Origin of the sequence: Flavivirga aquimarina (assembly GCF_030540835.1) — a bacterium.
In the GTDB taxonomy this organism is placed as follows: domain Bacteria; phylum Bacteroidota; class Bacteroidia; order Flavobacteriales; family Flavobacteriaceae; genus Flavivirga; species Flavivirga aquimarina.
The window spans coordinates 1-24,930 of sequence record NZ_JAUOEK010000060.1 but is presented as its reverse complement, the minus strand read 5'-3'; the positions used below and the strand labels follow the sequence as shown (position 1 = coordinate 24,930).

The 24,930-nt window shown below is 33.4% G+C and carries 25 protein-coding genes; 14 read left to right on the top strand and 11 right to left on the bottom strand.

The genetic code is table 11. The features are described from left to right. Positions 1–234: 234 nt before the first annotated feature. From trpD to Q4Q35_RS04315, 8 genes are all read left to right on the top strand, one after another. Entirely contained in the window at positions 235–1,227 is a 993-nt protein-coding gene (trpD, locus tag Q4Q35_RS04350) for an anthranilate phosphoribosyltransferase (RefSeq protein WP_303276716.1), read from the top strand. A gap of 89 nt (positions 1,228–1,316) precedes the next feature. Then, positions 1,317–2,099 (top strand): indole-3-glycerol phosphate synthase TrpC, encoded by a 783-nt coding sequence (trpC, locus tag Q4Q35_RS04345; protein WP_303276715.1) that lies wholly within the window; start codon positions 1,317–1,319, stop codon positions 2,097–2,099. A gap of 96 nt (positions 2,100–2,195) precedes the next feature. After that, complete coding sequence (locus tag Q4Q35_RS04340; RefSeq protein ID WP_303276717.1) at positions 2,196–2,918, top strand: phosphoribosylanthranilate isomerase; 723 nt, start codon at positions 2,196–2,198, stop codon at positions 2,916–2,918. 68 nt (positions 2,919–2,986) lie between these two features. Further along, complete coding sequence (gene trpB / locus Q4Q35_RS04335; protein WP_303276714.1) at positions 2,987–4,171, top strand: tryptophan synthase subunit beta; 1,185 nt, start codon at positions 2,987–2,989, stop codon at positions 4,169–4,171. Between the two features lie 295 nt (positions 4,172–4,466). After that, positions 4,467–5,231, top strand: coding sequence for a tryptophan synthase subunit alpha (trpA, locus tag Q4Q35_RS04330; RefSeq protein ID WP_303276713.1), 765 nt, complete (start codon positions 4,467–4,469; stop codon positions 5,229–5,231). 12 nt (positions 5,232–5,243) lie between these two features. Then, positions 5,244–5,663 (top strand): DUF805 domain-containing protein, encoded by a 420-nt coding sequence (locus Q4Q35_RS04325; RefSeq protein WP_303276712.1) that lies wholly within the window; start codon positions 5,244–5,246, stop codon positions 5,661–5,663. Between the two features lie 3 nt (positions 5,664–5,666). Further along, entirely contained in the window at positions 5,667–6,119 is a 453-nt protein-coding gene (locus tag Q4Q35_RS04320; RefSeq protein ID WP_303276711.1) for a tRNA (cytidine(34)-2'-O)-methyltransferase, read from the top strand. Between the two features lie 309 nt (positions 6,120–6,428). Continuing rightward, positions 6,429–9,083, top strand: coding sequence for a chondroitinase-B domain-containing protein (locus Q4Q35_RS04315; protein ID WP_303276710.1), 2,655 nt, complete (start codon positions 6,429–6,431; stop codon positions 9,081–9,083). Positions 9,084–9,163: 80 nt separating this feature from the next. Here Q4Q35_RS04315 and Q4Q35_RS04310 read toward each other — a convergent pair whose 3' ends face one another. The 3 genes from Q4Q35_RS04310 to Q4Q35_RS04300 are packed head-to-tail and all read right to left on the bottom strand — an operon-like array spanning position 9,164 to position 10,947. Next, a complete protein-coding gene (locus Q4Q35_RS04310) occupies positions 9,164–9,391 on the bottom strand; it encodes a VF530 family protein (RefSeq protein ID WP_303276709.1) in 228 nt (75 codons plus the stop codon). 32 nt (positions 9,392–9,423) lie between these two features. Next, the gene (locus tag Q4Q35_RS04305; RefSeq protein WP_303276708.1) at positions 9,424–9,642 is read right to left on the bottom strand and encodes a DUF6500 family protein; all 219 of its coding nucleotides are present in this window, start codon (positions 9,640–9,642) and stop codon (positions 9,424–9,426) included. Between the two features lie 6 nt (positions 9,643–9,648). Continuing rightward, positions 9,649–10,947 (bottom strand): DEAD/DEAH box helicase, encoded by a 1,299-nt coding sequence (locus tag Q4Q35_RS04300; protein WP_303276707.1) that lies wholly within the window; start codon positions 10,945–10,947, stop codon positions 9,649–9,651. 173 nt (positions 10,948–11,120) lie between these two features. On the opposite strand from Q4Q35_RS04300, the gene Q4Q35_RS04295 reads away from it, so the two are divergent. Beyond that, positions 11,121–12,974 carry a M1 family metallopeptidase gene (locus Q4Q35_RS04295; RefSeq protein ID WP_303276706.1) on the top strand — a complete coding sequence of 618 codons (1,854 nt, stop codon included), beginning with the start codon at positions 11,121–11,123 and terminating at the stop codon, positions 12,972–12,974. Between the two features lie 99 nt (positions 12,975–13,073). Here the strand turns inward: Q4Q35_RS04295 and Q4Q35_RS04290 are convergent, their stop codons facing one another. The 4 genes from Q4Q35_RS04290 to Q4Q35_RS04275 all read right to left on the bottom strand — a co-directional run bounded on the left by Q4Q35_RS04290 (position 13,074) and on the right by Q4Q35_RS04275 (position 16,479). Further along, a complete protein-coding gene (locus tag Q4Q35_RS04290; protein ID WP_303276705.1) occupies positions 13,074–13,769 on the bottom strand; it encodes a uracil-DNA glycosylase family protein in 696 nt (231 codons plus the stop codon). Positions 13,770–13,927: 158 nt separating this feature from the next. Then, entirely contained in the window at positions 13,928–15,295 is a 1,368-nt protein-coding gene (locus tag Q4Q35_RS04285; RefSeq protein ID WP_303276704.1) for an MATE family efflux transporter, read from the bottom strand. Positions 15,296–15,886: 591 nt separating this feature from the next. Further along, the gene (locus tag Q4Q35_RS04280; RefSeq protein ID WP_303276703.1) at positions 15,887–16,093 is read right to left on the bottom strand and encodes a helix-turn-helix transcriptional regulator; all 207 of its coding nucleotides are present in this window, start codon (positions 16,091–16,093) and stop codon (positions 15,887–15,889) included. Continuing rightward, complete coding sequence (locus Q4Q35_RS04275; protein ID WP_303276702.1) at positions 16,090–16,479, bottom strand: hypothetical protein; 390 nt, start codon at positions 16,477–16,479, stop codon at positions 16,090–16,092. The genes Q4Q35_RS04280 and Q4Q35_RS04275 overlap by 4 nt, the downstream gene beginning before the upstream one ends. 404 nt (positions 16,480–16,883) lie before the next feature. Here Q4Q35_RS04275 and Q4Q35_RS04270 point away from each other — a divergent pair, with 404 nt between their 5' ends. After that, a complete protein-coding gene (locus Q4Q35_RS04270; protein WP_303276701.1) occupies positions 16,884–18,863 on the top strand; it encodes a T9SS type B sorting domain-containing protein in 1,980 nt (659 codons plus the stop codon). 4 nt (positions 18,864–18,867) lie between these two features. Here the strand turns inward: Q4Q35_RS04270 and Q4Q35_RS04265 are convergent, their stop codons facing one another. From Q4Q35_RS04265 to Q4Q35_RS04250, 4 genes are all read right to left on the bottom strand, one after another. Then, on the bottom strand, positions 18,868–19,590 hold the full coding sequence (locus tag Q4Q35_RS04265) for a hypothetical protein (RefSeq protein ID WP_303276700.1): 723 nt from the start codon (positions 19,588–19,590) through the stop codon (positions 18,868–18,870). 87 nt (positions 19,591–19,677) lie between these two features. Further along, on the bottom strand, positions 19,678–20,436 hold the full coding sequence (gene yaaA, locus Q4Q35_RS04260; RefSeq protein ID WP_303276699.1) for a peroxide stress protein YaaA: 759 nt from the start codon (positions 20,434–20,436) through the stop codon (positions 19,678–19,680). Between the two features lie 133 nt (positions 20,437–20,569). Continuing rightward, positions 20,570–21,607, bottom strand: coding sequence for an RluA family pseudouridine synthase (locus Q4Q35_RS04255; RefSeq protein WP_303276698.1), 1,038 nt, complete (start codon positions 21,605–21,607; stop codon positions 20,570–20,572). 42 nt (positions 21,608–21,649) lie between these two features. Beyond that, the gene (locus Q4Q35_RS04250; RefSeq protein WP_303276697.1) at positions 21,650–22,204 is read right to left on the bottom strand and encodes a PASTA domain-containing protein; all 555 of its coding nucleotides are present in this window, start codon (positions 22,202–22,204) and stop codon (positions 21,650–21,652) included. A gap of 165 nt (positions 22,205–22,369) precedes the next feature. On the opposite strand from Q4Q35_RS04250, the gene Q4Q35_RS04245 reads away from it, so the two are divergent. The 4 genes from Q4Q35_RS04245 to Q4Q35_RS22355 all read left to right on the top strand — a co-directional run bounded on the left by Q4Q35_RS04245 (position 22,370) and on the right by Q4Q35_RS22355 (position 24,750). Then, positions 22,370–23,356 carry a D-alanine--D-alanine ligase gene (locus Q4Q35_RS04245; protein ID WP_303276696.1) on the top strand — a complete coding sequence of 329 codons (987 nt, stop codon included), beginning with the start codon at positions 22,370–22,372 and terminating at the stop codon, positions 23,354–23,356. Positions 23,357–23,443: 87 nt separating this feature from the next. Next, a complete protein-coding gene (gene coaD, locus Q4Q35_RS04240) occupies positions 23,444–23,899 on the top strand; it encodes a pantetheine-phosphate adenylyltransferase (protein ID WP_303276695.1) in 456 nt (151 codons plus the stop codon). After that, positions 23,896–24,390 (top strand): hypothetical protein, encoded by a 495-nt coding sequence (locus tag Q4Q35_RS04235; protein WP_303276694.1) that lies wholly within the window; start codon positions 23,896–23,898, stop codon positions 24,388–24,390. The genes coaD and Q4Q35_RS04235 overlap by 4 nt, the downstream gene beginning before the upstream one ends. 117 nt (positions 24,391–24,507) lie before the next feature. Beyond that, positions 24,508–24,750, top strand: coding sequence for a HEAT repeat domain-containing protein (locus Q4Q35_RS22355; protein WP_367892731.1), 243 nt, complete (start codon positions 24,508–24,510; stop codon positions 24,748–24,750). Positions 24,751–24,930: the final 180 nt, after the last annotated feature.

Here is a 24,930-nt window from a genome sequence, read left to right as displayed (position 1 = left end):
GCGTAAGCAATGACGTAGTCGAAATGATAGTTCCATTGTCCTCCTGAGCGCAGTCGAAGGACTTGTTAGTTATTACCTTTAAAGCGTTTCGACTTTAGTTTATGCTGAGCATAGTCGAAGTACTCAACGTGACATATTAGATAAATTAAAATACTGAAAAACAATTAATTATAAAATAACGTCAATGGTAGCGCAGTCGAGAACAAGACAAAATGAATAAATAAAAGAGAAAAAATGAAACAATTATTAAACAGACTTATAAACCACGAAAGCATCTCAAGCGAAGAAGCTAAACAAGTATTGGTAAACATCTCCAACGGAATGTACAACCAAAGCCAAATCGCTTCCTTCCTTACGGTTTTCATGATGCGAAGCATCACCCTTGAAGAATTGCGCGGTTTTAGAGAAGCCCTTTTAGAATTATGCATCGCCATAGACTTAAAAGACTTTAATGCTATCGATTTATGCGGAACCGGTGGTGATGGGAAAGACACTTTTAACATCTCTACCCTCTCATCGTTCGTATCTGCCGGAGCTGGTATTAAAGTTGCTAAACATGGTAATTATGGTGTGTCTTCTGCCTGTGGATCTTCAAACGTTATGGAATATTTAGGTATTAAATTTTCCAATGATGAAGATTTCTTAAAAAAGTCTATCGATAAAGCAGGTATTTGTGTTTTACATGCACCATTGTTTCATCCCGCTATGAAAAATGTGGCACCCATTCGCCGTGAATTAGGTGTAAAAACATTTTTTAATATGTTGGGACCTATGGTTAACCCTTCTTTTCCTAAAAATCAAATGGTAGGGGTATTTAACCTGGAACTGTTACGTTTGTATGGCTATTTATATCAAAATACAGATAAAAACTATAGCATTGTTCACGCATTAGACGGTTATGATGAAATTTCATTAACTGGAAACACAAAAGTGATTTCCAATAATTCCGAAACCATGTTTTCGCCAGAGGATTTAGGAATATCAACAATCACCCAAGAATCGATTTTTGGAGGAAACACCGTAGAAGATGCTGCTAAAATTTTTGTAAATGTTATCGAAGGAAAAGGCACCGAACCTCAAAACAATGTGGTATGCGCCAATGCTGGATTAGCCATAGCAACAACAAAGCAAATAAGCCATAAAGAAGGGTTTGAACTCGCAAAAGAATCGTTGCTTTCTGGGAAAGCCAAAGCGAGTTTAGATAAACTTGTGGAATTAAGTAAATAAAATAGTAAACAGTAGCAGTTTTGCACACCGAACACTGAACACTGATCACTGAACACCGAACACTGAACACTGAACACTGAACACTAAAAATGACAATACTAGATAACATAGTAAAAGACAAACGAAAAGAAGTCGACCTACGTAAGGGCTTAATTCCAGTATCACAATTAGAACAATCTATTCTATTTAGCAGAGATACAATTTCATTAGCTAATAATTTACGTAATAGCAGTACAGGCATTATTGCAGAACATAAAAGACGTTCCCCATCAAAATCGGTAATAAACCAGAGTTTAAATGTTCAAGATGTAGCAAAAGGGTATGAAGATGCAGGTGTTTGCGGTATGTCGGTTTTAACAGACGGAAAATATTTTGGTGGGTCTTTAGACGATCTGTTACTTGCCAGAGCAAGCTGTAATTTACCATTACTTCGCAAAGAATTTATTATAGATAACTATCAAATATTAGAAGCAAAAGCTTATGGTGCAGATGTTATTTTATTGATAGCAGCCATTTTAACCAGAGAAGAAATAAAGCAGTTTTCTCAATTTGCAAAAAGTCTGGATCTAGATGTTTTATTAGAAGTTCATAACGAAGAAGAATTACATAAATCTATTATGCCTTCATTAGATATGTTAGGCGTAAACAATAGAAATTTAAAAACTTTTGACGTGAGCCTAGAAACAAGCAAAGCATTAAGTACCCTTATTCCCAATGATTTTGTAAAAGTTTCAGAAAGTGGTATTAGTAATATTGAAGCCATAAAAGAATTAAAACCTTATGGTTACCAAGGTTTTTTAATTGGTGAAAACTTTATGAAAACGGATAATGCCGGAGAGAGTGCCAAACAATTTATAAAGAGCCTCTTATAACTCCTCCAAAAGAGGAGAACATTTACTCGAATGAAAAAAGAAGAAAAAAACATATTAAAAACAGATAAAATCCCCTCTCCTTCAGATAGGGCTAGGGTGAGGCTTAAAGTTTGCGGAATGAAATATGAAGATAATATAACTCAAGTCGCAACTTTGCAACCCGATTATCTTGGATTTATATTTTACGAAAAGTCTGCAAGACATTTTAATAACATTATCCCCGAACTACCAACATCTATAAAAAAAGTGGGTGTTTTTGTAGATGAAAATTTAGAATATGTTATCGAACAAATAAATACACATCAATTACAAGCAGTTCAATTACACGGAAAAGAATCGCCAGAATACTGTTTAAAATTGAAACGTTATTATGAGGAGCAAAGTGACGTGGCAATCTCATCAAAAGAAACAGATCGTCATGCTGAACATGTTTCAGCATCTCGTAAAAAGAACCTGAAACAAGTTCTGGTTCAAATAATAAAAGTATTCTCAATAAAAGAAGAATTCGATTTTGAGATTTTAAAACCCTATGAAACGGTTTGTGATTATTTTCTATTCGACACAAAAGGCAAATTACCAGGAGGTAATGGTTACACCTTTAATTGGAATGTTTTAAATAATTACCCATCAACAAAACCTTTCTTTTTAAGTGGCGGTATTGGTTTAGACCAAATTGAAGCCATTAAAAAATTTAAACAAAGTGAAGCTTCAAAATATTGTTATGCATTAGATGTGAATAGTAAATTTGAAATAGAACCCGGATTAAAGCATATTGAAAAATTAAAAGAATTTAAAAAACATTTGTCATTCCGCACTTGATGCGGAATCCATTATAAGTTATAACTAAAATTAAACAGATTCCCTCCTTCGAGGGAATGACAAAAAATATGGAAAATTACAACGTAAACGAAAAAGGATATTATGGAGAATTCGGAGGTGCATACATTCCGGAAATGCTGTATCCTAATGTAGAAGAATTACGCCAAAACTATCTTAAAGTAATGGCAGAGCCTGAATTTCAAAAAGAGTTTAATCAGCTTTTAAAAGATTATGTAGGACGCCCTTCCCCACTCTATTTTGCTAAACGTCTATCGGAAAAATATAACACCAAAGTTTATTTAAAACGTGAGGATTTGAACCATACAGGGGCTCATAAAATAAATAATACCATTGGGCAAATACTCATGGCTAAGCGACTAGGAAAACGCAGAATCATTGCAGAAACTGGTGCCGGACAACATGGCGTTGCAACTGCTACCGTTTGTGCTTTAATGGGCTTAGAGTGTATTGTTTATATGGGTGAAATTGATATCGCACGACAAGCTCCAAACGTTGCCAGAATGAAAATGTTAGGAGCAACCGTAATACCAGCACTTTCGGGAAGTCGTACTTTAAAAGATGCTACTAACGAAGCCATTCGAGATTGGATTAATAACCCTGTAAACACCCATTATATTATAGGTTCTGCTATCGGGCCACACCCCTATCCAGATATGGTAACCAAGTTTCAATCGGTTATTTCAGAAGAAATTAAATGGCAACTAAAAGAACACGAAGGTAGAGAAAACCCAGACTATGTCGTTGCTTGTATTGGAGGAGGAAGTAACGCTGCAGGAACATACTACCATTTTTTACATGAAAAAGACGTAAACATTATAGCTGTAGAAGCAGCAGGTTTAGGGGTTGATTCTGGTGAAAGTGCAGCAACATCCGTTTTGGGAAAAGAAGGTATTATACATGGTTGTAAAACCTTATTAATGCAAACAAGTGATGGGCAAATAACAGAACCCTACTCCATTTCGGCAGGGTTAGATTATCCCGGTGTTGGTCCTATGCATGCGCATTTATGCAAAACAGAACGTGCAGAATTTATGGCAATCACAGATGACGATGCTATGAAAGCCGGATTAAAGTTATGCGAATTAGAAGGCATTATTCCTGCTATAGAAAGCTCGCATGCGCTAGCTATTTTCGAACAGAAAACATTTAAACCTGATGATGTCGTTGTGGTGAGTCTTTCTGGTCGTGGGGATAAGGATTTGGAAAATTACATAGAATATTTTAAGATATAAATAACATTAAAAATAAAGCTTGAACTTGGAATCAAACATAAAACATTCAAATATTCAAGTCCCAAATCAATTCTCAGAATTGATCTGCCAAGGCGAAGAATAGATGAAGAAAAGCTTCGAAAACAGGAGAACGCAGTTCGACGCGAAGTTTTCAAATCGGTTTTCAGTTTGAAAACTGAAAAATTCCTTGACTTGGATGTCTTTTTTTGGTTCGTTTTTTGGACAAGCAAAAAATGAATAAAAAGAAAAACATAACTAAAAAATGGATTCCTGCCTTCGCAGGAATGACAAAACAATGAACAGAATAAATAAAAAACTAAAAGAAGACAAGAAGTTACTTTCTATATACTTCACAGCAGGTTACCCAAGTATTAACGATACCGTTTCTATCATCCAAGATTTAGAAAAAAATGGGGTAGATATGATCGAAATAGGATTACCATTTAGCGATCCACTGGCAGATGGATCAACCATTCAGGCAAGCTCTACCCAAGCCTTAAAAAATGGTATGACAAGCGAAGTGCTTTTTAATCAATTAAAAGATATAAGGCAATCCGTTAATATACCTTTAATTATTATGGGATACTTTAACCCAATATACCAATATGGCGTTGAAGCCTTTTGCAAAAAATGTCAGGAAATTGGGATAGATGGCCTAATAATACCCGATTTACCAGTCGATGTGTATCATGAAAAATACCAGACCATTTTTGAAAAATATGGCTTAATAAACGTGTTTTTAATAACACCACAAACCAGCGATGAACGTATACGTTATATAGATTCTATTTCCAACGGATTTATTTATATGGTAAGTAGTGCCAGTACAACAGGAGCACAATCAGGCTTTGGTGAAGAACAAACCCAGTATTTTGAGCGTATAGGAAACATGAACCTTAACAACCCTCAAATCGTTGGATTTGGAATAAGCAACAACCAAACCTTTACACAAGCAACACAATATGCTAAAGGAGCTATAATTGGGAGTGCTTTTGTAAAACATGTCACCAACGAAGGAGTAAATAGTATTGACAAATTTGTAAAATCTGTATTAAACTAGAAATTAAATTTTATGAAGTGGTATTTAGACGTTATCATAAAGAATTATGCCACATTTAGCGGTAGAGCAAGACGTAAAGAGTTTTGGATGTTTGTTTTATTTAACTTTCTAATTCTATTTGCTTTAACCTTCTTAATAGATTTCATTGATGATTTAATAGGAGGAAATGAGGTTTTGACTTTCGTTATTTTTATATATTTATTAGGAATGATTATACCAACACTTGGAGTCATTTCCCGAAGGCTACACGACACTGGAAAAAGCGGCACTTATTTTCTTGTTTATTTTATTCCATTTATTGGAGGAATCTGGCTCTTGATTTTATTAACTTCAGAAGGAGATCGAGGTTTTAATAAATATGGCCCAGATCCAAAAGCCAACAATAATTTTGATGAAATTGACGATATAGGAAAACCATTATCTGAAAACTAAACTATGGCTTTAAACATTGTTTTAATAGAACCCGAAATACCAAATAACACAGGTAATATTGGTAGGCTGGCACTAGCCTCCGGTTCTCATTTGCATTTGGTAAAACCTTTTGGCTTTAAGATCGATGATACGCGGTTAAAACGAGCAGGTCTTGATTATTGGCAACACCTTCAAGTAACTTATTACAATAATATTGAAGAATTTTTTGAAATAAATAAAGATAAAACCATGGTGTTTTTATCAAGTCATGGTAAAAAAAAGCATTGGGATATTCCCTTTACAGACAATATGTTTTTAATTTTCGGAAAAGAATCTGTCGGTCTTCCAAAATCTATTATTGAAACTCATACCGAAAAAACATATAAAATACCTCTATACAGCGATCATGTTAGAAGTTTGAATATAGCAAATGCCGTTAGCATTGTTGTATATGAAGGCTTAAAACATTTACAATAAACTCTACATCAAAACATAACGTTTATTTTTTCAACAAAAATATAGTATATTTATATTTACAAATTGGTTAACCAATTCATAAATCAACTTTGGGAGCAATCCTAAATTTACAGGTCTAATACGTAATGTTTTTTTTATTCCGGAACATTATTAAACAAAATAAGACCTTACACCTAATCTATTAAAATTACGTTTCAGCTGTTTTTTATCAAATAAGTTGGTTTATAAGCTATTTTTAGTTATCCAAATTGGATAACCAGTTTGGTTTACCAGTAAAAACTAAATTAAATTAACCTTTAAACTAAAGTTATGAATAAAATTCTATTTCATTTATTATTATTGTTTTCTCTTTCTGTAGCAGGGCAAACCACCTATAATATTACTGATCCAGAGTCTCTAAGAGATGTGATATATGAACCCGGAGATGTTATTATATTAAAAAATGGTACTTACACGACTGATGAACGTATAATATTTCTTGGTTCTGGTACAGCAGATAATCCAGTAACTTTTAGAGCAGAAACACCAGGAGGTGTTATTTTTACAGGAGGGCCACGGTTAACTATTGGTGGTGAAACAGATGATGATACAGGAGACAAAATTGCAACAGGTGAATATTTAATTGTAGACGGTTTTCATTGGAAAGGTGGTTACGGAGCCAGTAATTTTATTGAATTTAGAAATGGTGATAATTATGCACACCATAGTACCATTCAAAATTGTGCCATTGATGGACTAGGAATTGAACCAGATGAATTAACTGATGATTTAGCAGATGAGCAAATTCCTAAACACAGATGGATTGTGTTATATGGAACTTATAATACTGTTATTAACTGTTCTTTTATGAATAAAGTTAGTGCTGGCGCAATAGTGCTAGGAGAATATGCGTATAATGCATTTCCTAATGTGCCAGATGGCGAACCAGAAATAAACAATAGTTGTGCTATAGTTGGTCATACCATAACGAACAATTATTTTTATAATTACAAAAAAATCACAGAATTGTACCCATTTACCAAAGCCAACGGTGACCCGTATTCAAATTCTGGAGATAGTGAAACTATTCGTATAGGTACTAGTTCATACCAAATGGTAAACAGTAATGCAACGGTTAGTAATAACTATTTTGTTCAATCTGATGGAGAAAATGAAATTATAACTAATAAAAGTAAAGGCAATACATATACCAATAACACATTTAGAAAATGTAGAGGATCTTTGGTGCTTCGACATGGTTCTCACGCTACCGTTGATGGAAATTATTTTTTAGGTGAAGATGTTGAGGGTACAGGAGGTATTAGAATTACAGATAGTGAACACACAATTACTAATAATTATATTCAAGATTGTATCACCGTTGCTAGTAATGCCAAGTGGAATAATGGTATAACATTTATGGGAGGAAGTGAAGACGCTGATGTTGCTTGTAATACCAAGGATGTTTCAAGCGGATACCAAGAATCTAAAAACATAAACCTTTCTAATAATACCATTATAAATACTAATGCTCCATTATTTTATAATGAAGATAAAGGCTCAGAAGATCCTACTGGAACAGTATCTAATAACTTAATTTATTTTGCTACGAGTGATCCAAATTTAACAGATATCATTTCGGGAGATAGCGCAAGTGCATTTGATAATCTTGGTACGGCATTGACTTATACTGGCAACGTTTATACAGGAACTTCCTTAGGAGCAACAACTACAGGTTTTTCTGAAGAAGCAGGAATAACGGCCACTGCAGATGGTGAAATCTTTACTTTTTCAGGAGCTGGTTCTGATGATAAAGGTGCTGTTATGGGGAGTTATGAACCAACAACTGATGCTATGGTTGGTTACGGAATTGGTACTTGTTTTCTAGATTATGCAGGTGATAATATAATTGATGGTGATTGTACTATTGAAGTCGTTGAGTCTTTAACTATAAGTAGTCTTACATCTCTTTCTCCAGAGGCTGCAAGTTATGACGTTACAGTTAATGCCAATGTAAGTTGGACTGCTGTGTCTAGTGATACCTGGATAACTATTAATATCAACTCAGGAACTGGTAATGAAACAGTTTCTGTTACTGTTACAGAAAATGCAGATATTAATGCTAGAGCTGGTACGGTAACTTTTACACAGGATCCAGGAGGAGACGATATTGAAAGAGTCTTAAATGTAACACAAAACGGTGCAGATTTAACAGATTTGTACGATCTTATAAATACAGGGACAGGCTTACCCACGGATAAGGTAACTGTACACTCGTTTTCAAAAGAAAACAGTTCGAAAGATGAGTTAGCAATTAAATCATTAGATAAAGACATGGATACTGAGTGGACAGCAGATGACGGGGCTGTTCTGCCTTCAGATTATAAAGGTGATGGGGAATATGTTATTTACGATTTAGGAGGTACACATCATCTTGATATGATTCAATTTAACACCACTAATAAATCTGATGCTTTTGGTATTCAAATTTGGGTATCTACTACAGGAACCGATCCTTCAGATTTTACAACAAAAATTCTACCAACTTCTGGAGATTTATTATTTACTGCAACCAATACAACAGATTTTAATCAATATTTAGTAGATGCAGATGCACGTTACGTAAAATTAATAGGCTATGGAAGATTTAATAGCGCTGGTGATAACAGAGAAAGTCCTTGGACTGCCATTACTGAAATAGAATTTTATGGCTCAGAGAGTTTATCTGTAGATGAAGCAGATTTAAATAACAGTATCGTTCTTTACCCGATGCCTGCTAAAAATATATTATATGTTAAAAACTCAAAAAATATAATTAATGATATGCAAATTTATAGTTTGGATGGTAGATCGATTCTTAAAAAAACAATTAATTCTACTAGCTTAGAAATAGATACGTCATTAATTTCTAACGGAACTTATATTATAAATTTATCAAGTGAAAATCATCAAAATATTTCTAAAATGATTATTGTTTCTCACTAAATATTAGCATGTAGATACGTCATTAATTTATCAAGAGAAAAAGAAAGGTTCAAGTAAATACTTTGAACCTTTCTTTTCTACTATTTAGCTCTGCTATTCTGCAACATTTTTAAATACATAGCTTCAACCTTTGTTCTTGCCCAAGGTGTTCTACGTAAAAATTTTAAGCTCGATTTTACAGAAGGATTATCTGTAAAACATCTAATATTTATATTATAACCCATATACTCCCAACCATAATGTGAAACCAAATCATTAATAATTTGTTCTAGCTTTATGCCATGTAATGGGTTATTGGGTTGTTTCATTCTCAGTGTCAGGTCGTGCGTAATCGAGACCTTTATTTTAAATTATTCACTAAGTTCTTAATTTTTACAGCTTTTTCAAAATGATCCAGCTTATGTTCCATAATCCACCAAGTGGCAGCTTCCATAAGCAGCTCCGGATGATCATTTTTATTAGCAAAAAAAGCATAAAAAGACAATCCGACATTCTCACCTTTCTCTTTTATCTTTTTATTACAAACCTCAATAATTTTATCTCTTAGAATTTTCTGCATATTATATTAATGCCTTTTATCATTATTACGTCTGTTATTATTTCTCTTAGGACGTCGTCTGGAATTATTATTTTTTTGACCACCCGACTTCGAATTTTCAGAACCAGAATTTCTCCTAGATCTATTTCCACCACCACGCTGTTGTCTTTTTTCTGGAACTGTAGAAGCATTCGGGTCAGGTTCGAACCCTTCAATAATTTCTACAGGAAGCTTCATATCAATCAGCTTTTCAATACTTTGTAAATATGTCGTCTCATCAGCACTAACTAACGACAAAGCTTCTCCTTTGGCTCCTGCTCTACCCGTTCTTCCTATTCTATGCACATAATCTTCAGAAATATTAGGCAGTTCAAAATTTACAACATGCGGTAGTAATGGTATATCTAATCCTCTAGCTGCAATATCTGTTGCAACTAAAACACGGATTCTTCCATTTTTAAAACCTGCTAATGCTTTTGTTCTAGCACCTTGACTCTTATTTCCATGTATAGCGGCTGCACTAATATTAGCACTTATCATTTTTTTACAAAGCTTATTTGCGCCATGTTTAGTACGGGTAAAAACTAGTACTTGTTTCCAGTTACCATCAGAAATTAATTTAATAATTAAGCCTGTTTTTAAACCTTTAGCAACACGATAAACCTTTTGGGTAATAGCCTCTACAGTTGTGTTTTCTGGCGTAGCTTCTACTTGTACTGGATTGTTTAAAATACCATGTGCCAACTTCTTTATCTCTTTTGAAAATGTAGCCGAAAACATTAAATTTTGCCTTCTGGTTGGCATCGTTTTTATCACACGCTCAATATCGCGTAAAAACCCCATATCTAACATACGGTCTGCTTCATCCAAAATAAAAACTTCAATTCTTTTTAAGGATAATACGCCTTGACTTTCTAAATCTAATAAACGCCCCGGCGTAGCGACTAAAATATCGACCCCTTGGCGTATCCTTGCTATTTGCGGTTTCTGGTTAACACCACCAAAAATAACAGCACTTTGTAAGTTTAAAAACTCACTATACTCTTTAACATTATTATATACTTGTGCTGCTAACTCTCTAGTTGGAGTTAAAATTAAAGCACGTATAGGTCGAAATTTCCCTTTCGGATTTTCAGAAAGAAAATGCAAAAGCGGTAATGTAAAACCTGCTGTTTTTCCTGTTCCTGTTTGGGCAGATGCCAAAACATCCTTTCCTTCTAAAATAGGTGGAATTGCTTTTTGTTGTATGGGTGACGGTGTTGTATATCCTTTTTTGGTAATCGCTTTTAGTAAGGCTTGAGAAAGGCCTAATGGGGTAAATGACATATAAATTGTTTGGTAATTCCTTATTGGGTGCGAGATAACAACTTATAAATTAAATGCCACCTCCTTAATTAATACGCAAATGTACAGCTAATTTTCTCCACGACCTTTCAATTGTTGATTTTAAAAGAAAAACAACTAACTTCGTTCTTAGCTTAAAACTATTAAAATTCGGTATGAAAAAAATCACATTAGTATTAGGATGCTTAATCCTCTTAAATTCAAGTTGCTCCAAAAAACAAAATAACGCTATACCAAATTATATTGAAGAACCGCATTCTTTTTCCCAACCAAACGATGCTGCCATTACACATCTAGATTTAGATATTAATGTAGATTTCGATAATGAAATTATACAAGGTAAAGCGTCCTATTTAATTAAAAATAATGAGGCCTCACAAATTATTCTCGATACCAAGTTTATAACTATTGATAAGGTACAAGCAGACGGTAAAGACACGACATTCACTTTAGGTGATTTTGATACACAACTGGGAAGCCCTTTAAAAATCGATATCAACCAAAACACTAAACGCATTACCGTTTTTTATAAAACCACTCATAAAACAGAAGCTTTGCAATGGTTAAAACCTCGGCAAACAACAGATAAAATACACCCTTTTTTATTCACACAGGGACAAGCTATTTTAACACGAACTTGGATACCCATACAGGATAGCCCACAAATTAGAATTACTTACAATGCCAAAGTACAGGTACCATCTCAATTAATGGCGGTAATGAGTGCCGAAAATCCAAAAACAAAAACACCAGATGGTCTTTATACTTTTAAAATGGCACAACCTATTTCTCCTTACCTCATTGCACTTGCTGTTGGTGATATTGAATACAAAGCAGTTAGTAATCGTACAGGAATTTATGCCGAAAAATCTATGGTAGATAAAGCACATTATGAGTTTTCGGATATGGAAAACATGGTCGCTTCTGCCGAAGCTTTATACGGAACTTATGCCTGGGAACAATTTGATGTTATTGTACTACCTCCTAGTTTCCCGTTTGGCGGTATGGAAAATCCACGGTTAACCTTTGCAACCCCCACGGTAATCGCAGGAGATAAAAGCTTAACATCATTAATTGCTCATGAGTTAGCACACTCATGGTCTGGAAATTTGGTAACCAATGCTTCCTGGGACGATTTTTGGCTTAACGAAGGCTTTACCGTATATTTTGAAATGCGCATTATGGAAGCGCTTTACGGTAAAGACAGAGCCAATATGTTGGCACGTATTGGGAGACAGGATTTAGAAGAAGAAATTGAAGGTTTTAAAGATACTCCAGATGATACAAAACTGAAACTAAATTTAAAAGGCCGTAATCCCGATGATGGTATGAATAGTATTGCATACGATAAAGGCTACCTCTTTTTAAGAACTTTAGAAGAAACCGTTGGTCGCGAAAAGTTTGATACGTTCTTAAAAAGCTATTTTCAAAAACATGCCTTTTCGACAATCCATACCGAAAAATTCGTGGCTTTTTTAAATGATAATTTATTAGAAAAACACGGTATAACATTTAATACAGACGAGTGGATTTACACGGCAGGCATTCCAGACAATCAATCTATAATTTTGTCTGATAAGTTCGAAACAGTTGAAAAAACAGTTCAACAATTCGTTAAAACCAATACAGTTGATAAAACGCTTACAAAAGATTGGACCACTCAGGAATGGGTACACTTTGTTCGAAATTTTCCGGATGATATTAAAACTGAGCATTTAGCCATGATTGATGATGCTTTTAATTTAACCAACTCTAACAATTCATACATAGCGATGGTTTGGTATGAACAAGCCATTAATTATGATTATCATGGCAATAATATAGACACTAAAATTGAAGACTTTTTAATTAAGGTTGGTAGACGTTGGTATGTTTCCACCATTTACAAAGCCTTTAAAAGAAATGATAAAGTAGAGACTGCTTTAGCTATTTATAAGAAAGCAAGATCAAATTATCATTCAGTAACGGCTAACACTATTGACGACATGTTAGGTTATAAGCAAGATTAATTTTATAATCGTTATGTCATTTCGAACGCAGTGAGAAATCGCATAATCATTATAACATAAATTACTAACTAAAGATAAGCCTCATAAAACAAAAGCCCTTCAAAAAAACTCCTTATACTGCATAACCCTAAAATCAAACGTATTGAATTTAGGGTTTTTAGCTTTTAACTGTTTATATAAAGGAATTCTACTTATTGAAATGTTGGCAGCACCAGACCCTGAGGTTAGAGATACTGTTTTGATGGTTCTTAAAGAGTTTTCGATAGAACCTGCACTGAGAGCGCTCAACTCGATAGGTAGTTCAAATTGGTGAATTCGAGGCACTTCGTTTGAAACGAGTTCTAACTTTATGTTATAATCTCTTATATGCTTTCTAAAAAAGTATTCTGGTCCGTTTTTGCTATTTCCGCCCGTAAACAATAAGGTGTCTATAGTTGGGTATTGCTTTAAATACCCTATAACATCACGCAATTTTATGTTTTTCATTCCTAAATCGGATGCATCAATCTTTTCACGCTCGGCACTTTCTACAATATCGCATACACCAATCTTATTTTTAATTAAAAACTGTTTACGCTGTTCAATAGCTTCTTGCGAATTGTCGTAACGTAAATTTAAATTGTGAATTTTGTCAATGAATAACCATAAGGAGTTATAATAACTGCCATAGCAAAAATCGACATCTTTTTCCAATAGTTCTCCAGTTGTAAACCTTGGTGGTGGTAAGGTTCCTACGATTAACTTTTTAGTGTCGTTTTGTATAAATGGTTTGTATGGGTGGGTGTGTTTAAACATAAAATTCCTGCCTTTCGTCTTCGCTCAAGATAAACTACGTTAGGAGTCTGCCTAATTTTAATTCCAATCCAAATTTAATAATTCCTTGTCACATCTAGACTTTTTAATGGTATTTAACATGCAATCTTTTGAGTCAATCTATTTCCTGAAAACAATAATTACTTCAATATTGCCTTATCACTAAAAAAGGCCTCGCGCTTATTGAATAAATAAAACCCGACCAGTATAAAAGCACCAATTTCTGCAAAGGTACGCGAGAGCCATGTCCATTCCTTTTCATGTCCTAAATAGTCAGGTATTAAAAATAGAGGTATAACTACTAAGACACACCCTTTAAGTAAATTTAAGATAATTGACGGAATCAATTTACCAATACTTTGAAGGTAGGCACCAAGAATATAATTAGGACCTGCCACTATGAAAAAAAAGAAAAATAAGCCTAATGAAGCTGAGGCCATTTTTTTAAACTCCTCCGATTCAGAACCTGAAAATATTGTAACAAGAAACTCGGGGATTAGAAAACCTAAAGAAACAACTGCAATACCAAGAACGAAAGTAAACAAAAGGGAAAACTTAAAGATACCAAGTACTCTATTTGGTAATTTTGCACCTATATTAAAAGACATAATAGGTAATGCAGAAACCATAGCTGCTGTAAATAACCTCAAGAAAATAAAACTTAAATAATTAATTATACCGAAAACAGAAACAAAAACAGCTCCAAATTGAGCCATCCTCATATTAATCAACAGTAAACCAATGGAAAAAGATATTTCAGAGACAAACGATGGAACTCCATAATTAAGTAATTCTTTCCATTCCTTTAATTTAAGTGTAAATTTATAATTCCTAATCCTTAGATGCCCTTTCTCCTTATTGATATAAAAGACTAGATAACCTACCGACAACAATACAGAAATACCAGTAGCAATTGAAGCGCCTTCTGTACCAAAAGGAAATACGATAATTAGTAATATATCTAATATGATATTTACTACGACTCCAAAAATGGAAGCATTTCTAGTTACCTTTGGAGCACCATCATGACTGACAACATTTCCTAAAATCATCCTCAAGAGAAAAATAGGTATCCACATAAATCCCCAAAACATATAATCAAAAGTTTTATCGAATAATTCAGTTTCCGAATTACCGACTAAAAAAGAAACAATATCATTTACTACAAAAGGAGTTAATATTGTTATTATAAGACCAAATAATATAGCAAGCGTAGTCGTAAACTGAAAAACCCTTTGAGCTTTGGCATAATTACCAGCACCAATATTTTTTCCGATTAAAATCCCTCCCCCTATAACCAATGTTAGACCAAAGGCAATGAAGACCGTAATTATAGTTCCAAACATTCCAACGGCTGCTACTCCTTCTTTCCCTACATAATTCGCAAGAATTGCACCATCTATCACTTGATGTATAGTAACTGACAATAGACTTGTTAGAATAGGAATATAATATTTAAAAAACAATGGTCTTATTGAGTCTTTATCTAGCTGAATCTTATTTTCCATAGTTTCTTTTTTTGGGGAAGCGAATGTACACTATTCTAATCAAGTGAGAAAAAATATAATCAGATTAAACACAGAATCTATGGACTGGAAGTCCATAGGTTCGTTTTGGCAGACTGAAAGTCTGCTTCGTGAAATATGGTAAAACTGAATTCGTGTGAATTCGTGAAACCTGCCAGCCGGCTGGCTGGTTCGTGTCAAAAGTTTTTAGAAGCTGAAAGCGACATGTACTAAAGTACATAGTTTTAACTCCATTTGAGACCAATAAACGTTTTACATCCGTATAAATTAACATGGGTTTTATGGTTTTCTCAAAGTTTTGTGTTTCTTTACCTTGTAGCTTGCTCAAACTGCGAAGCGGTTTGACAGAGAAGTGACGTTCAATCTACCACTTGCCTGCACCCCTAAAAAATATGATGCAAAAATTGGATGGAAGACCAATTAATGCTGAAGATTTTTCTGCTGTTACCATAGAAATAAGTATCAATTAAAACAAAATTCAACGTTTTGGCTAAGAACAAATACGAGAGTTTATCTCTTTCTATTGCGCTACTTGTCATATACTAAACATTAGCAAAAGAACAAGAATACATTTTATTTCCAATCTGACTCTTCCAACTCAAAAAGATCATCTACCTTAATCTTAAGTACACAAGATATTTTTAGAGCTAATGCTGTCGATGGAACAAAACGACTCTTTTCAATAGCATGAATAGTTTGACGTGTAACATTGACTTTTTCAGCTAATGCGGCTTGTGACAAGTCATTTCTTGCCCGTTCTACTTTTATGAGATTTTTCATTCCTTCGATTTTAGAATACCAAAACTAATAAAAGCAATTAGTAGACAAGTCAATGTAAACCAATAAGATGAAATTCCATTGGATTGGGTACCATCTGGGTATGTGATAATATAGTTTAATATTGACGCAGATATAGATGTAATAACAAACCCTATTGCAAGTCCCTTAAGTTTTAAATACCTAATTCGTTCATCTACCATAGGTTTTCCAGAGAAATACAGGAACAATAAACCCATTCCCAAATGTCCAATAAGGCTTTCAACAAACCAATTTCCATTTTTGACTATTTCAAAAATCAGAGTAGTTAATGCTAATAACGAAAGGGCAAGACCTAAATAAAAATTTCCCTTAAACCAAGGAGCTAAAGATTGATTATTTACTTTCATATTGAATTATTTTGTAATTTATATTGTAACAAATGTAAATTATAATTTACATAAAGACAAATATATTATAACAAAAAATAAATAAACCTTAATTATGCATGCCAAGAAATATAAAAAACAAATGCCATAAAGTGTTTATATTATTGTTATACGCATTAAAAATTAAAAAGAGATTGTCAATTACCGAATGTTAGAATCAGCAATGCTTATCTTAAACTATAAATCTAAACCCTCTAACATTTAAAAGCTGTTAAACTTGAATTTATAAGGAATGTTTGTAAATTCTTAACATAAAAATTTCTACGGTAAATCGAAAACTGTTACTTTAGAACCTGCAAGTTTTCTTATACTAAATATTATCATAAAATAGAAGGCTTATCAAAAAACAAAAGAAAATTTAAATTTTGCTTAACAACTTCATAGAATCAAATTCATATAGAAAAACAATTGTTTTTCTGGCACTTTTAGTTCATTTATCTGTTTTTTCACAGGAAATTACTGGAACTTGGACTGGGTCGGGAGCAAATTGGACTTCAAGTGCTTGCAATGTAAATGTAACAACATCGGTTTCTAATCTACAAAATGGTGCTTCTGTTAATTTTAATACTGGAATCATGGGGTGCAATGTATCTAACACTTATTCTTCTAATACGATTTTTAATCAGCCAGCATTGGCTCCTCTTTTGAATTTTGGAACAAATGGAACAGGAGTATTAACTTTTACTTTTAGTAATCCCGTAGTTGATCCTATACTACATATTGACAGATTAGGAGGAGGTTATGGGTTTGGTCCACATTCTAATTCGGCTTTACTTACATTAATTACTTCTGGAGTTTCTTTAACTAGATTATCGGGTAATGGTAACCATTTTGAGGTCACTTCTAATACAATTACCAGAACACCAGATCAACTGTTTGGAAGCAGTACAACTGCAGAATGTGGCACACCAACTGTTGGTGGTTCAGCTGGTTCGGTTAGAATAAATGGTACTATAACGAGTATTTCGTTCGAATACGAGTTAAACGGCGCTGATGGTTTTGCCGACGGAATAGAGATTATCTGGGAATTATCATGTGATTTTGACCAAGACGGAATTCCCGATCAAAATGATTTAGATGATGACAACGATGGAATTCTGGACACCTCTGAATTAAATGGTAATCCTTTACTGGACACAGACAACGATGGTATAATTGATTCTTATGATTTAGATAGTGATAATGATGGTTGCTTCGATGTTATAGAAGCTGGTTTCAGCGATTCTGATGCAAATGGAACGCTTGGTGTCGTTCCTGACACTGTTGATGCAAATGGTTTAATTATTAATGAACCAGACGGCTATACAACTCCATTAGATAATAACAACAACAGTACATTTGATTTTCAAGAAGGAATAATTCCAACTATTATAATGCAACCAAGCAATGTTATATCTTGTGAAAATGATGATGCTTCTTTTTTTGTTTCAATTCAAAATTTTAATTCAGTTCAATGGGAAATAAGTACTGATTCTGGTTTAACTTGGTCAGATGTATTAAATAATGCCTCCTATCAAGGAGCTCAAACAGAAAACCTAACACTATTAAATGTACCATTAAATTTTGATGGGCACTTATTCAGAACAAGACATTCTTTTTGTAATAATCTCATTTTTTCAGACATTGTTAATCTTTCAGTGCTTCAAACACCTAATAGTGGAACAGATGGCGCAAAAATATTTTGCCTCGATGATGCCCCAGAAGACTTATTAAACTTATTAGGTGGAACACCAGATCTAACAGGAACCTGGACTCCTTCTTTAAGTGGAGGGAATGGAATATTTAATCCTCAAATAGATTCTGAAGGAGTTTATACTTATACAATAGACAATGGATATTGTCCAATAGAATCCAGCAGTGTATCTGTCCAATTTTCTGAAGTGGCAACTATCGATGAGATCATTATTTCAGATTTTAGTTCTAATAACAGCATAGATATTCAAGTCTCGGGAATCGGAGATTATGAATATTCTATTAATGGGGTCAACTATCAAGAAAACAGTTCATTTTATAATTTATCAACAGGATCTTACACTGTATATGTTCGGGATGTTAATAACTGCGGTACTATAAGCGAGGAAATCGACATTTTGGGGTATCGCAAGTTTTTTACTCCTAACAACGATGGTTATAATGATTTATGGAATATAGATGGAGGTATAAATACGTCTTATACAGTATATATTTTTGATAGATATGGCAAATTATTAAAAACATTAAATAATAATTCTATCGGTTGGAATGGTAAATTTAATGGAAAAGATATGCCTTCTTCAGACTATTGGTTTAAGTATATAAGTTCTGAAGGTAGAGTTGTTAAATATCATTTCACTTTAAAGCGATAGTTATTTAAAACCCTCCCAACAACTTCTCAACCTCCAATATAGTCGCTCTATAGATACGCTTGTTAGGCTTTGTCATATGCTGGGACTCGGTATGTACATCCTCCAACACTTCTTTGGCCGCATCCTTTTTATCCCTACTTAATAAAAACTTAGCATAAATTAAACGCTCCTCATAAAAAGAATAGCGAATGTCTATTTGTTTTAAATTGTCTTCGGCTTCATCTAATTTACCTAACCTTTCTAAAGCGAGTCCATAAAGAAACTGTACTCTGGATTTTTTAAATTCTGAACGGGTTTTTATCTTTTCGACATACAAAATCACACTTTCGCAATCTTCTATATTAAAATAGGCTTCTATTAATTGCTTAATAACATAAAAATGATTTTGTGAGCTATCTTCTAAGGCTTCCAAATAATGAGGAATAGCATTGTTATAATCCTTAATCTCTAAATAGGCATCAGCCAAATTCACCCTGTTTTGATACGACTCTGAAAATTGAAGCTGTTTTTCTAAATCTCTTACTTTTTTAGTCGGATTTATAATCTGTGTGATTTCGTTAGTGATTTTCTCTGCGTCTCGCTTATTATAAACTTGAGTAATTAAATAAATAACACACCCGACAATAGGAATAAAGAATATTATAAAATACCAATAATATGGGTTTCTATTTTTATAAATGTGGTAGAAGCAATATATTTTAAGTGCTATAATTAGGTAATAATACATGTGACCTTAATTTTTAAAAGTGGGTTCCTGTGTGTTTGCTGAGCAAAGCCAAAGTAAATCGAAGTGACCACCCAGAAATAGCAAAATTTATCTGATAAAAACTAAATCGGTTTCTGTAGACATGGGTTCACTAAAATTATAACCCTCATAATTAAAACCTTTAACATCATCTAATGTATTGGCATTCGTATCGACAATATAACGCGCCATATAACCACGTGCCAGCTTGGCAAAGGTCATAATCGTTTTATATTCGCCATTTTTAAAGTCTTTAAAGTTTGCAGTAATTACAGTCACTTTTAATGTTTTAACATCTATAGCTTTAAAATATTCGTTACTGGCAAGGTTTAAAAATAGTTCACCATCTTCAAGTTCCTTATTCAAGGCTGTGGTAATATCTTTTTTCCAGAATTCATATAAATTCTTTTTAACGCCTACCGGGAATTTGGTTCCCATTTCTAAACGATACGGCTGAATTAAATCGGTTGGTTTCAATACCCCATATAATCCAGAAATGATACGAACCGTATTTTGTAAGGTATCTAATTTTTCTTCTGGAATATTATATGCATCAAAGCCTCTGTATACATCGCCACTAAACGAATAAATTGCTGGTCGGGCATTATCTGCTGTAAAAGGTAATTGCCAATCCTGATTGCGTTGGTAATTTAACTGCCCCAACGCATCTGAAATGCTCATGAGTTTCGACAAACTTCTAGCCGATTTCTTTTTAAGGAGTTTATTTAAACGTTCAGACTGCTTTAAAAACTGTGCCTCGGTATTTTTGGTTGTTGGTAATGGACTTTCAAAATCGAGGGACTTTGCTGGTGATAGGACTAATTTCATTAAGACTATTTTTTTTTAAATAACTAAATTACAATAATTCTTTTATTTCTCCATTCTGAAAATTAAAGTTGTAGTTTCCTTAGATAACAAAATTTTAAGTAAAAACGTTTTCTTGAATAGTCTTTATATAACATTACCCCAATTCCTGATTCTTCGTATAACTTTTCCATTTATCAATACACTGTTGCATATCGTCTGGAATAGATGTATCAAATCGCATAAATTCTCCTGTTTTGGGGTGTTTAAATCCTAAGGTTTTGGCATGTAGTGCTTGCCGCGGCAATACTTTAAAACAATTATCTACAAACTGTTTGTATTTAGTAAAGGTTGTTCCTTTTAAAATCCTTTCGCCACCATAGCGTTCATCATTAAAAAGAGTATGTCCAATATGTTTCATGTGCACACGTATTTGGTGTGTACGTCCTGTTTCAAGCTTACAGGATACTAAAGTAACATAACCTAAACGCTCTAAAACTTTATAATGTGTTACTGCTGGTTTTCCTTTATCGGCTTCATCATCTAGAAACACCGTGTTTTGCAATCTGTTTTTAGGGTGGCGACCAATATGGCCTTCAATTGTACCTTCATCTTCCTCGATATGCCCCCAAACAATAGCAACATATTCACGTTCGCTGGTCTTTTCGGCAAATTGCAATGACAAATGTGCCATCGCTTTTTCAGTTTTCGCAACCACTAAAAGTCCACTAGTATCCTTATCTATTCTATGCACCAATCCCGGACGTTCACTAGAATTATTTGGTAAATTATCAAACCGAAAAATTAAAGCATTAATAAGAGTTCCCGAATAATTTCCATGTCCTGGATGCACTACCATACCTGCAGGTTTATTGACGACCAACAGTTCATCATCTTCATAAACGACATCAATAGGAATATCTTCACCAACCAGTAAATTTTCGTGAGGTGGGTGGGTAAATAGCACACGAATACGATCCAAAGGCTTTACTTTATAACTGGATTTTACAACCTCGTTATTAACAAAAATATTTCCGTTTTTTGCTGCTGCCTGAATTTTGTTTCTTGTAGCATTTTCAACAAAATTCATTAAATATTTATCTATACGTAAAGGTGTTTGCCCCTTATCTACTGTAAAAGCATGATGTTCGTAAAGATTATCTTCATCGGGTAATTGCGGTGTGTAATCATCCATTTGTAGTAAAATTAGATATTAATTAAGAATAACCGTCTAATTTTAAGGTCTTTCACCATTACCTAAAACCAAATCTATTTTTGAAGTTTTTGCCAGCTTATCACCTTTTTTAATGGCTTTTCCTTTATAGCGCATCTTTAAAACAAGGTCTTTACCAATATTATTTTCGTAAGTTATTTTACCTACCTGAAACCCTAATGCTTCCAACATTGGTTTTGCCTGCCTAAATGTACGTTCTTTTAAATCTGGCACCTGTATTTTTCTATACCCAGACGGGTTAAGTGTTAAATATATTTTTCTGTTCTCCTTAACTTTTGTTCCTGCTGGCGGTTCTTGCTCTACAACCGAAAACTTAGGGTAATCTGGATTATAATTTGCTGAGTCCTGAATTTGCATGACCAAATTATTCGATTTCAATTCAATGTTTGCAACACTAATAGACTTCCCTGTTAAGTCCGGAACTGTTTCAAACTCACCATGATTTGTTGAAACCTTTAGCCATTTAAGCATAATAAAACATAACACAAATACAGCCACTAGTGCTAATAAAACTTGTTTCAAAAATGTTTTACTGGTAAGAAATTTAAATAGACTCATTATATTTTTTTCGATATGACAAATATATAAAAACAGAACTGTTTTTTCTTTTGCAATATATATGATATTTTCGCTTTACTAATAATAGATACGTTTTATTATTGGTTTTTAGATTAACACAAATTATTATTAAAAAAATTTCTGCCTTCTCGGAAATAAAGAAACATGAGTACAAAAAAAAATATTGCGATAATTATGGGTGGTTTTTCAAGTGAGTATAAAATCTCCTTGAAAAGCGGAAATGTTGTTTATGAAACACTCGATTCTACAAAATATAATGGGTATCGCATTCATATTTTTAAAGACAAGTGGGTGTATGTAGATGCTAATAACAACGAATTCCCCGTTAATAAAGATGATTTTTCCGTTCGAGTTGCTAATCGTGTTATTTTTTTCGATTGTGTATTTAACGCCATTCATGGCTCTCCTGGTGAAGATGGGTTCATGCAAGGGTATTTTGAATTACTTAACATCCCACATACAAGCTGTGGTATGTATCAAGCTGCTTTAACATTTAACAAACGTGATTGCTTAAGTGTTTTAAAACCTTATGGTATTAAAACAGCAGCCTCTTTTTATTTAAATTTGGGAGATGCCATTAATGAAAAAGACATTATTGATAAAGTTGGTTTGCCTTGTTTCGTTAAAGCCAATAAAGCAGGAAGTAGTTTTGGTATTACTAAAGTGCATAAAAAGGACGACTTAAAAGATGCTATAGATATTGCCTTTAAAGAAGATGACGAAATTATTATCGAGTCGTTTTTAGATGGTATTGAAGTCTCTGTTGGTGTTATCACTTATAAAGGAGATACTAAAGTATTACCCATCACCGAAATTGTAAGCGAAAATGATTTTTTTGACTACGATGCTAAATACTTGGGGAAATCTCAAGAAATAACTCCAGCAAGGTTAAATAAGGAACAAGAAGAAAAAGTAAACATTCTTGCAGAGAAGATATACGAAGTTTTAAAAATGAAAGGTTTCTCGCGTTCTGAGTTTATTTTTAAAGATGGTGATCCTCATTTACTGGAAATAAACACAGTCCCCGGACTAACTAAAGAAAGTATTTTACCACAACAAGCCGCCGCCGCTGGTATTTCGTTAGCTGCGTTATTTGATAATGCTATCGAAGAAGCTTTAAAGCAAATATAACAGCTATTAAACTAAAAATTTGCCATAAAAGTTCATTTAACAAGAATAAACTTATATAAATTAAATTAAATTTGTATTTTTAAAAACATGAAACGAGCCATATTCCCTGGATCTTTTGATCCTCTCACATTGGGGCACTATGATATTATAAAACGTGGTGTTACCCTTTTTGATGAAGTAATTGTGGCTATTGGTGTAAATGCTGATAAAAAATATATGTTCTCATTAAAAGAACGTAAAAAATTTATCGAAGATGCTTTTGTTAATGAACCAAAAATAAAGGTTGTTACTTATAAAGGATTAACAGTAGATTTTTGTAAAAAAATCGATGTAGAATTTATTTTGCGCGGGCTTCGCAATCCGGCGGATTTTGAATTTGAAAAAGCTATTGCTCATACTAACCGTGACTTGGCTCCCATTGAAACCGTTTTTCTTTTAACATCGGCAGATACATCATATATAGCATCTTCAATAGTAAGAGATGTTATAAGAAATAAAGGCGATTATACAAAACTTGTACCCAAAAGCGTAAAAATAAAATGAAACTAATCTGGACAACTAGTTTACTTCTAACAGTAATATTTAATAGTTATAGTCAAAAGCCCCTGAGTAGTGAAAGTAAAGATGCTATCTCACTCGAGATTAAACAAATGTTTAACAATTATCATAGTGATATTACAAAAAAAGGTTTGACAAGCGAGTTTAAATACTTGGATGCTTCTTCAGACTTTTTTTGGGTACCACCGGGGCACGAAAAGGCATTAGATTATGATACCATAAAAAGTATGTTAATTGCGAATTCAAAAATCATTAACTTTATTGAATTTTCATGGGAAAGCATTAAAATAATTCCCTTAACCAAAAAAATAGCAAACTATACAGGCATTGTAAAATGTGTTCAAGTCGATGCAAATGCAAACGCTGTAACGTTTAAATTAATCGAATCTGGCACATTAATAAAACGCAAAGATGGTTGGAAGTTCTTAAATGGCCAATCAAGAAATTTACCTCAAACTAAAATGACTGTTAATTAGTAACAAACTTTACTTATTATATACTAATAAGTAAACAATTACTTCTAACACGTCATGCTACAAGGAGTCAAATACATACTCATTAAATTAAAATTCATTTAGCCAACTGAAAGAGATATCCAAAAATGGGTAGCAATAAAACAGGTTAAAAGAATAGAATATGTATTAAAGCATGGTAATTACAACACCAGAAAATTAGCGGCTCAAGCACTAGGAGAAATAAGTTATACATCTTCAACACCAATACTCTTTAAAACGATTGACGACAAAGTACACAATGTATCTATAGCAGCTTTAAATTCGCTTGAAAAGATTGGTTGCCCTGATGAATTAGGGGTTACCATTATTAAAAAGACGTGAATCTTGTTTAAGAGTTCAGAAGTCACTTCGAGACTCGTGTTAAAATTTAACTAGCGTAAGCAATGACGTAGTCGAAATGATAGTTCCATTGTCCTCCTGAGCGCAGTCGAAGGACTTGTTAGTTATTACCTTTAAAGCGTTTCGACTTTAGTTTATGCTGAGCATAGTCGAAGTACTCAA

Excerpts from the sequence above, each read along its gene's own strand:
- trpD (WP_303276716.1), top strand. The coding sequence starts at position 235 with ATGAAACAATTATTAAACAGACTTATAAACCACGAAAGCATCTCAAGC.
- trpC (WP_303276715.1), top strand. The coding sequence starts at position 1,317 with ATGACAATACTAGATAACATAGTAAAAGACAAACGAAAAGAAGTCGAC.
- trpB (WP_303276714.1), top strand. The coding sequence starts at position 2,987 with ATGGAAAATTACAACGTAAACGAAAAAGGATATTATGGAGAATTCGGA.
- trpA (WP_303276713.1), top strand. The coding sequence starts at position 4,467 with ATGAACAGAATAAATAAAAAACTAAAAGAAGACAAGAAGTTACTTTCT.
- Q4Q35_RS04325 (WP_303276712.1), top strand. The coding sequence starts at position 5,244 with ATGAAGTGGTATTTAGACGTTATCATAAAGAATTATGCCACATTTAGC.
- Q4Q35_RS04320 (WP_303276711.1), top strand. The coding sequence starts at position 5,667 with ATGGCTTTAAACATTGTTTTAATAGAACCCGAAATACCAAATAACACA.
- Q4Q35_RS04315 (WP_303276710.1), top strand. The coding sequence starts at position 6,429 with ATGAATAAAATTCTATTTCATTTATTATTATTGTTTTCTCTTTCTGTA.
- Q4Q35_RS04310 (WP_303276709.1), bottom strand. The coding sequence starts at position 9,391 with ATGAAACAACCCAATAACCCATTACATGGCATAAAGCTAGAACAAATT.
- Q4Q35_RS04305 (WP_303276708.1), bottom strand. The coding sequence starts at position 9,642 with ATGCAGAAAATTCTAAGAGATAAAATTATTGAGGTTTGTAATAAAAAG.
- Q4Q35_RS04300 (WP_303276707.1), bottom strand. The coding sequence starts at position 10,947 with ATGTCATTTACCCCATTAGGCCTTTCTCAAGCCTTACTAAAAGCGATT.
- Q4Q35_RS04295 (WP_303276706.1), top strand. The coding sequence starts at position 11,121 with ATGAAAAAAATCACATTAGTATTAGGATGCTTAATCCTCTTAAATTCA.
- Q4Q35_RS04290 (WP_303276705.1), bottom strand. The coding sequence starts at position 13,769 with ATGTTTAAACACACCCACCCATACAAACCATTTATACAAAACGACACT.
- Q4Q35_RS04285 (WP_303276704.1), bottom strand. The coding sequence starts at position 15,295 with ATGGAAAATAAGATTCAGCTAGATAAAGACTCAATAAGACCATTGTTT.
- Q4Q35_RS04280 (WP_303276703.1), bottom strand. The coding sequence starts at position 16,093 with ATGAAAAATCTCATAAAAGTAGAACGGGCAAGAAATGACTTGTCACAA.
- Q4Q35_RS04275 (WP_303276702.1), bottom strand. The coding sequence starts at position 16,479 with ATGAAAGTAAATAATCAATCTTTAGCTCCTTGGTTTAAGGGAAATTTT.
- Q4Q35_RS04265 (WP_303276700.1), bottom strand. The coding sequence starts at position 19,590 with ATGTATTATTACCTAATTATAGCACTTAAAATATATTGCTTCTACCAC.
- yaaA (WP_303276699.1), bottom strand. The coding sequence starts at position 20,436 with ATGAAATTAGTCCTATCACCAGCAAAGTCCCTCGATTTTGAAAGTCCA.
- Q4Q35_RS04255 (WP_303276698.1), bottom strand. The coding sequence starts at position 21,607 with ATGGATGATTACACACCGCAATTACCCGATGAAGATAATCTTTACGAA.
- Q4Q35_RS04250 (WP_303276697.1), bottom strand. The coding sequence starts at position 22,204 with ATGAGTCTATTTAAATTTCTTACCAGTAAAACATTTTTGAAACAAGTT.
- Q4Q35_RS04245 (WP_303276696.1), top strand. The coding sequence starts at position 22,370 with ATGAGTACAAAAAAAAATATTGCGATAATTATGGGTGGTTTTTCAAGT.
- coaD (WP_303276695.1), top strand. The coding sequence starts at position 23,444 with ATGAAACGAGCCATATTCCCTGGATCTTTTGATCCTCTCACATTGGGG.
- Q4Q35_RS04235 (WP_303276694.1), top strand. The coding sequence starts at position 23,896 with ATGAAACTAATCTGGACAACTAGTTTACTTCTAACAGTAATATTTAAT.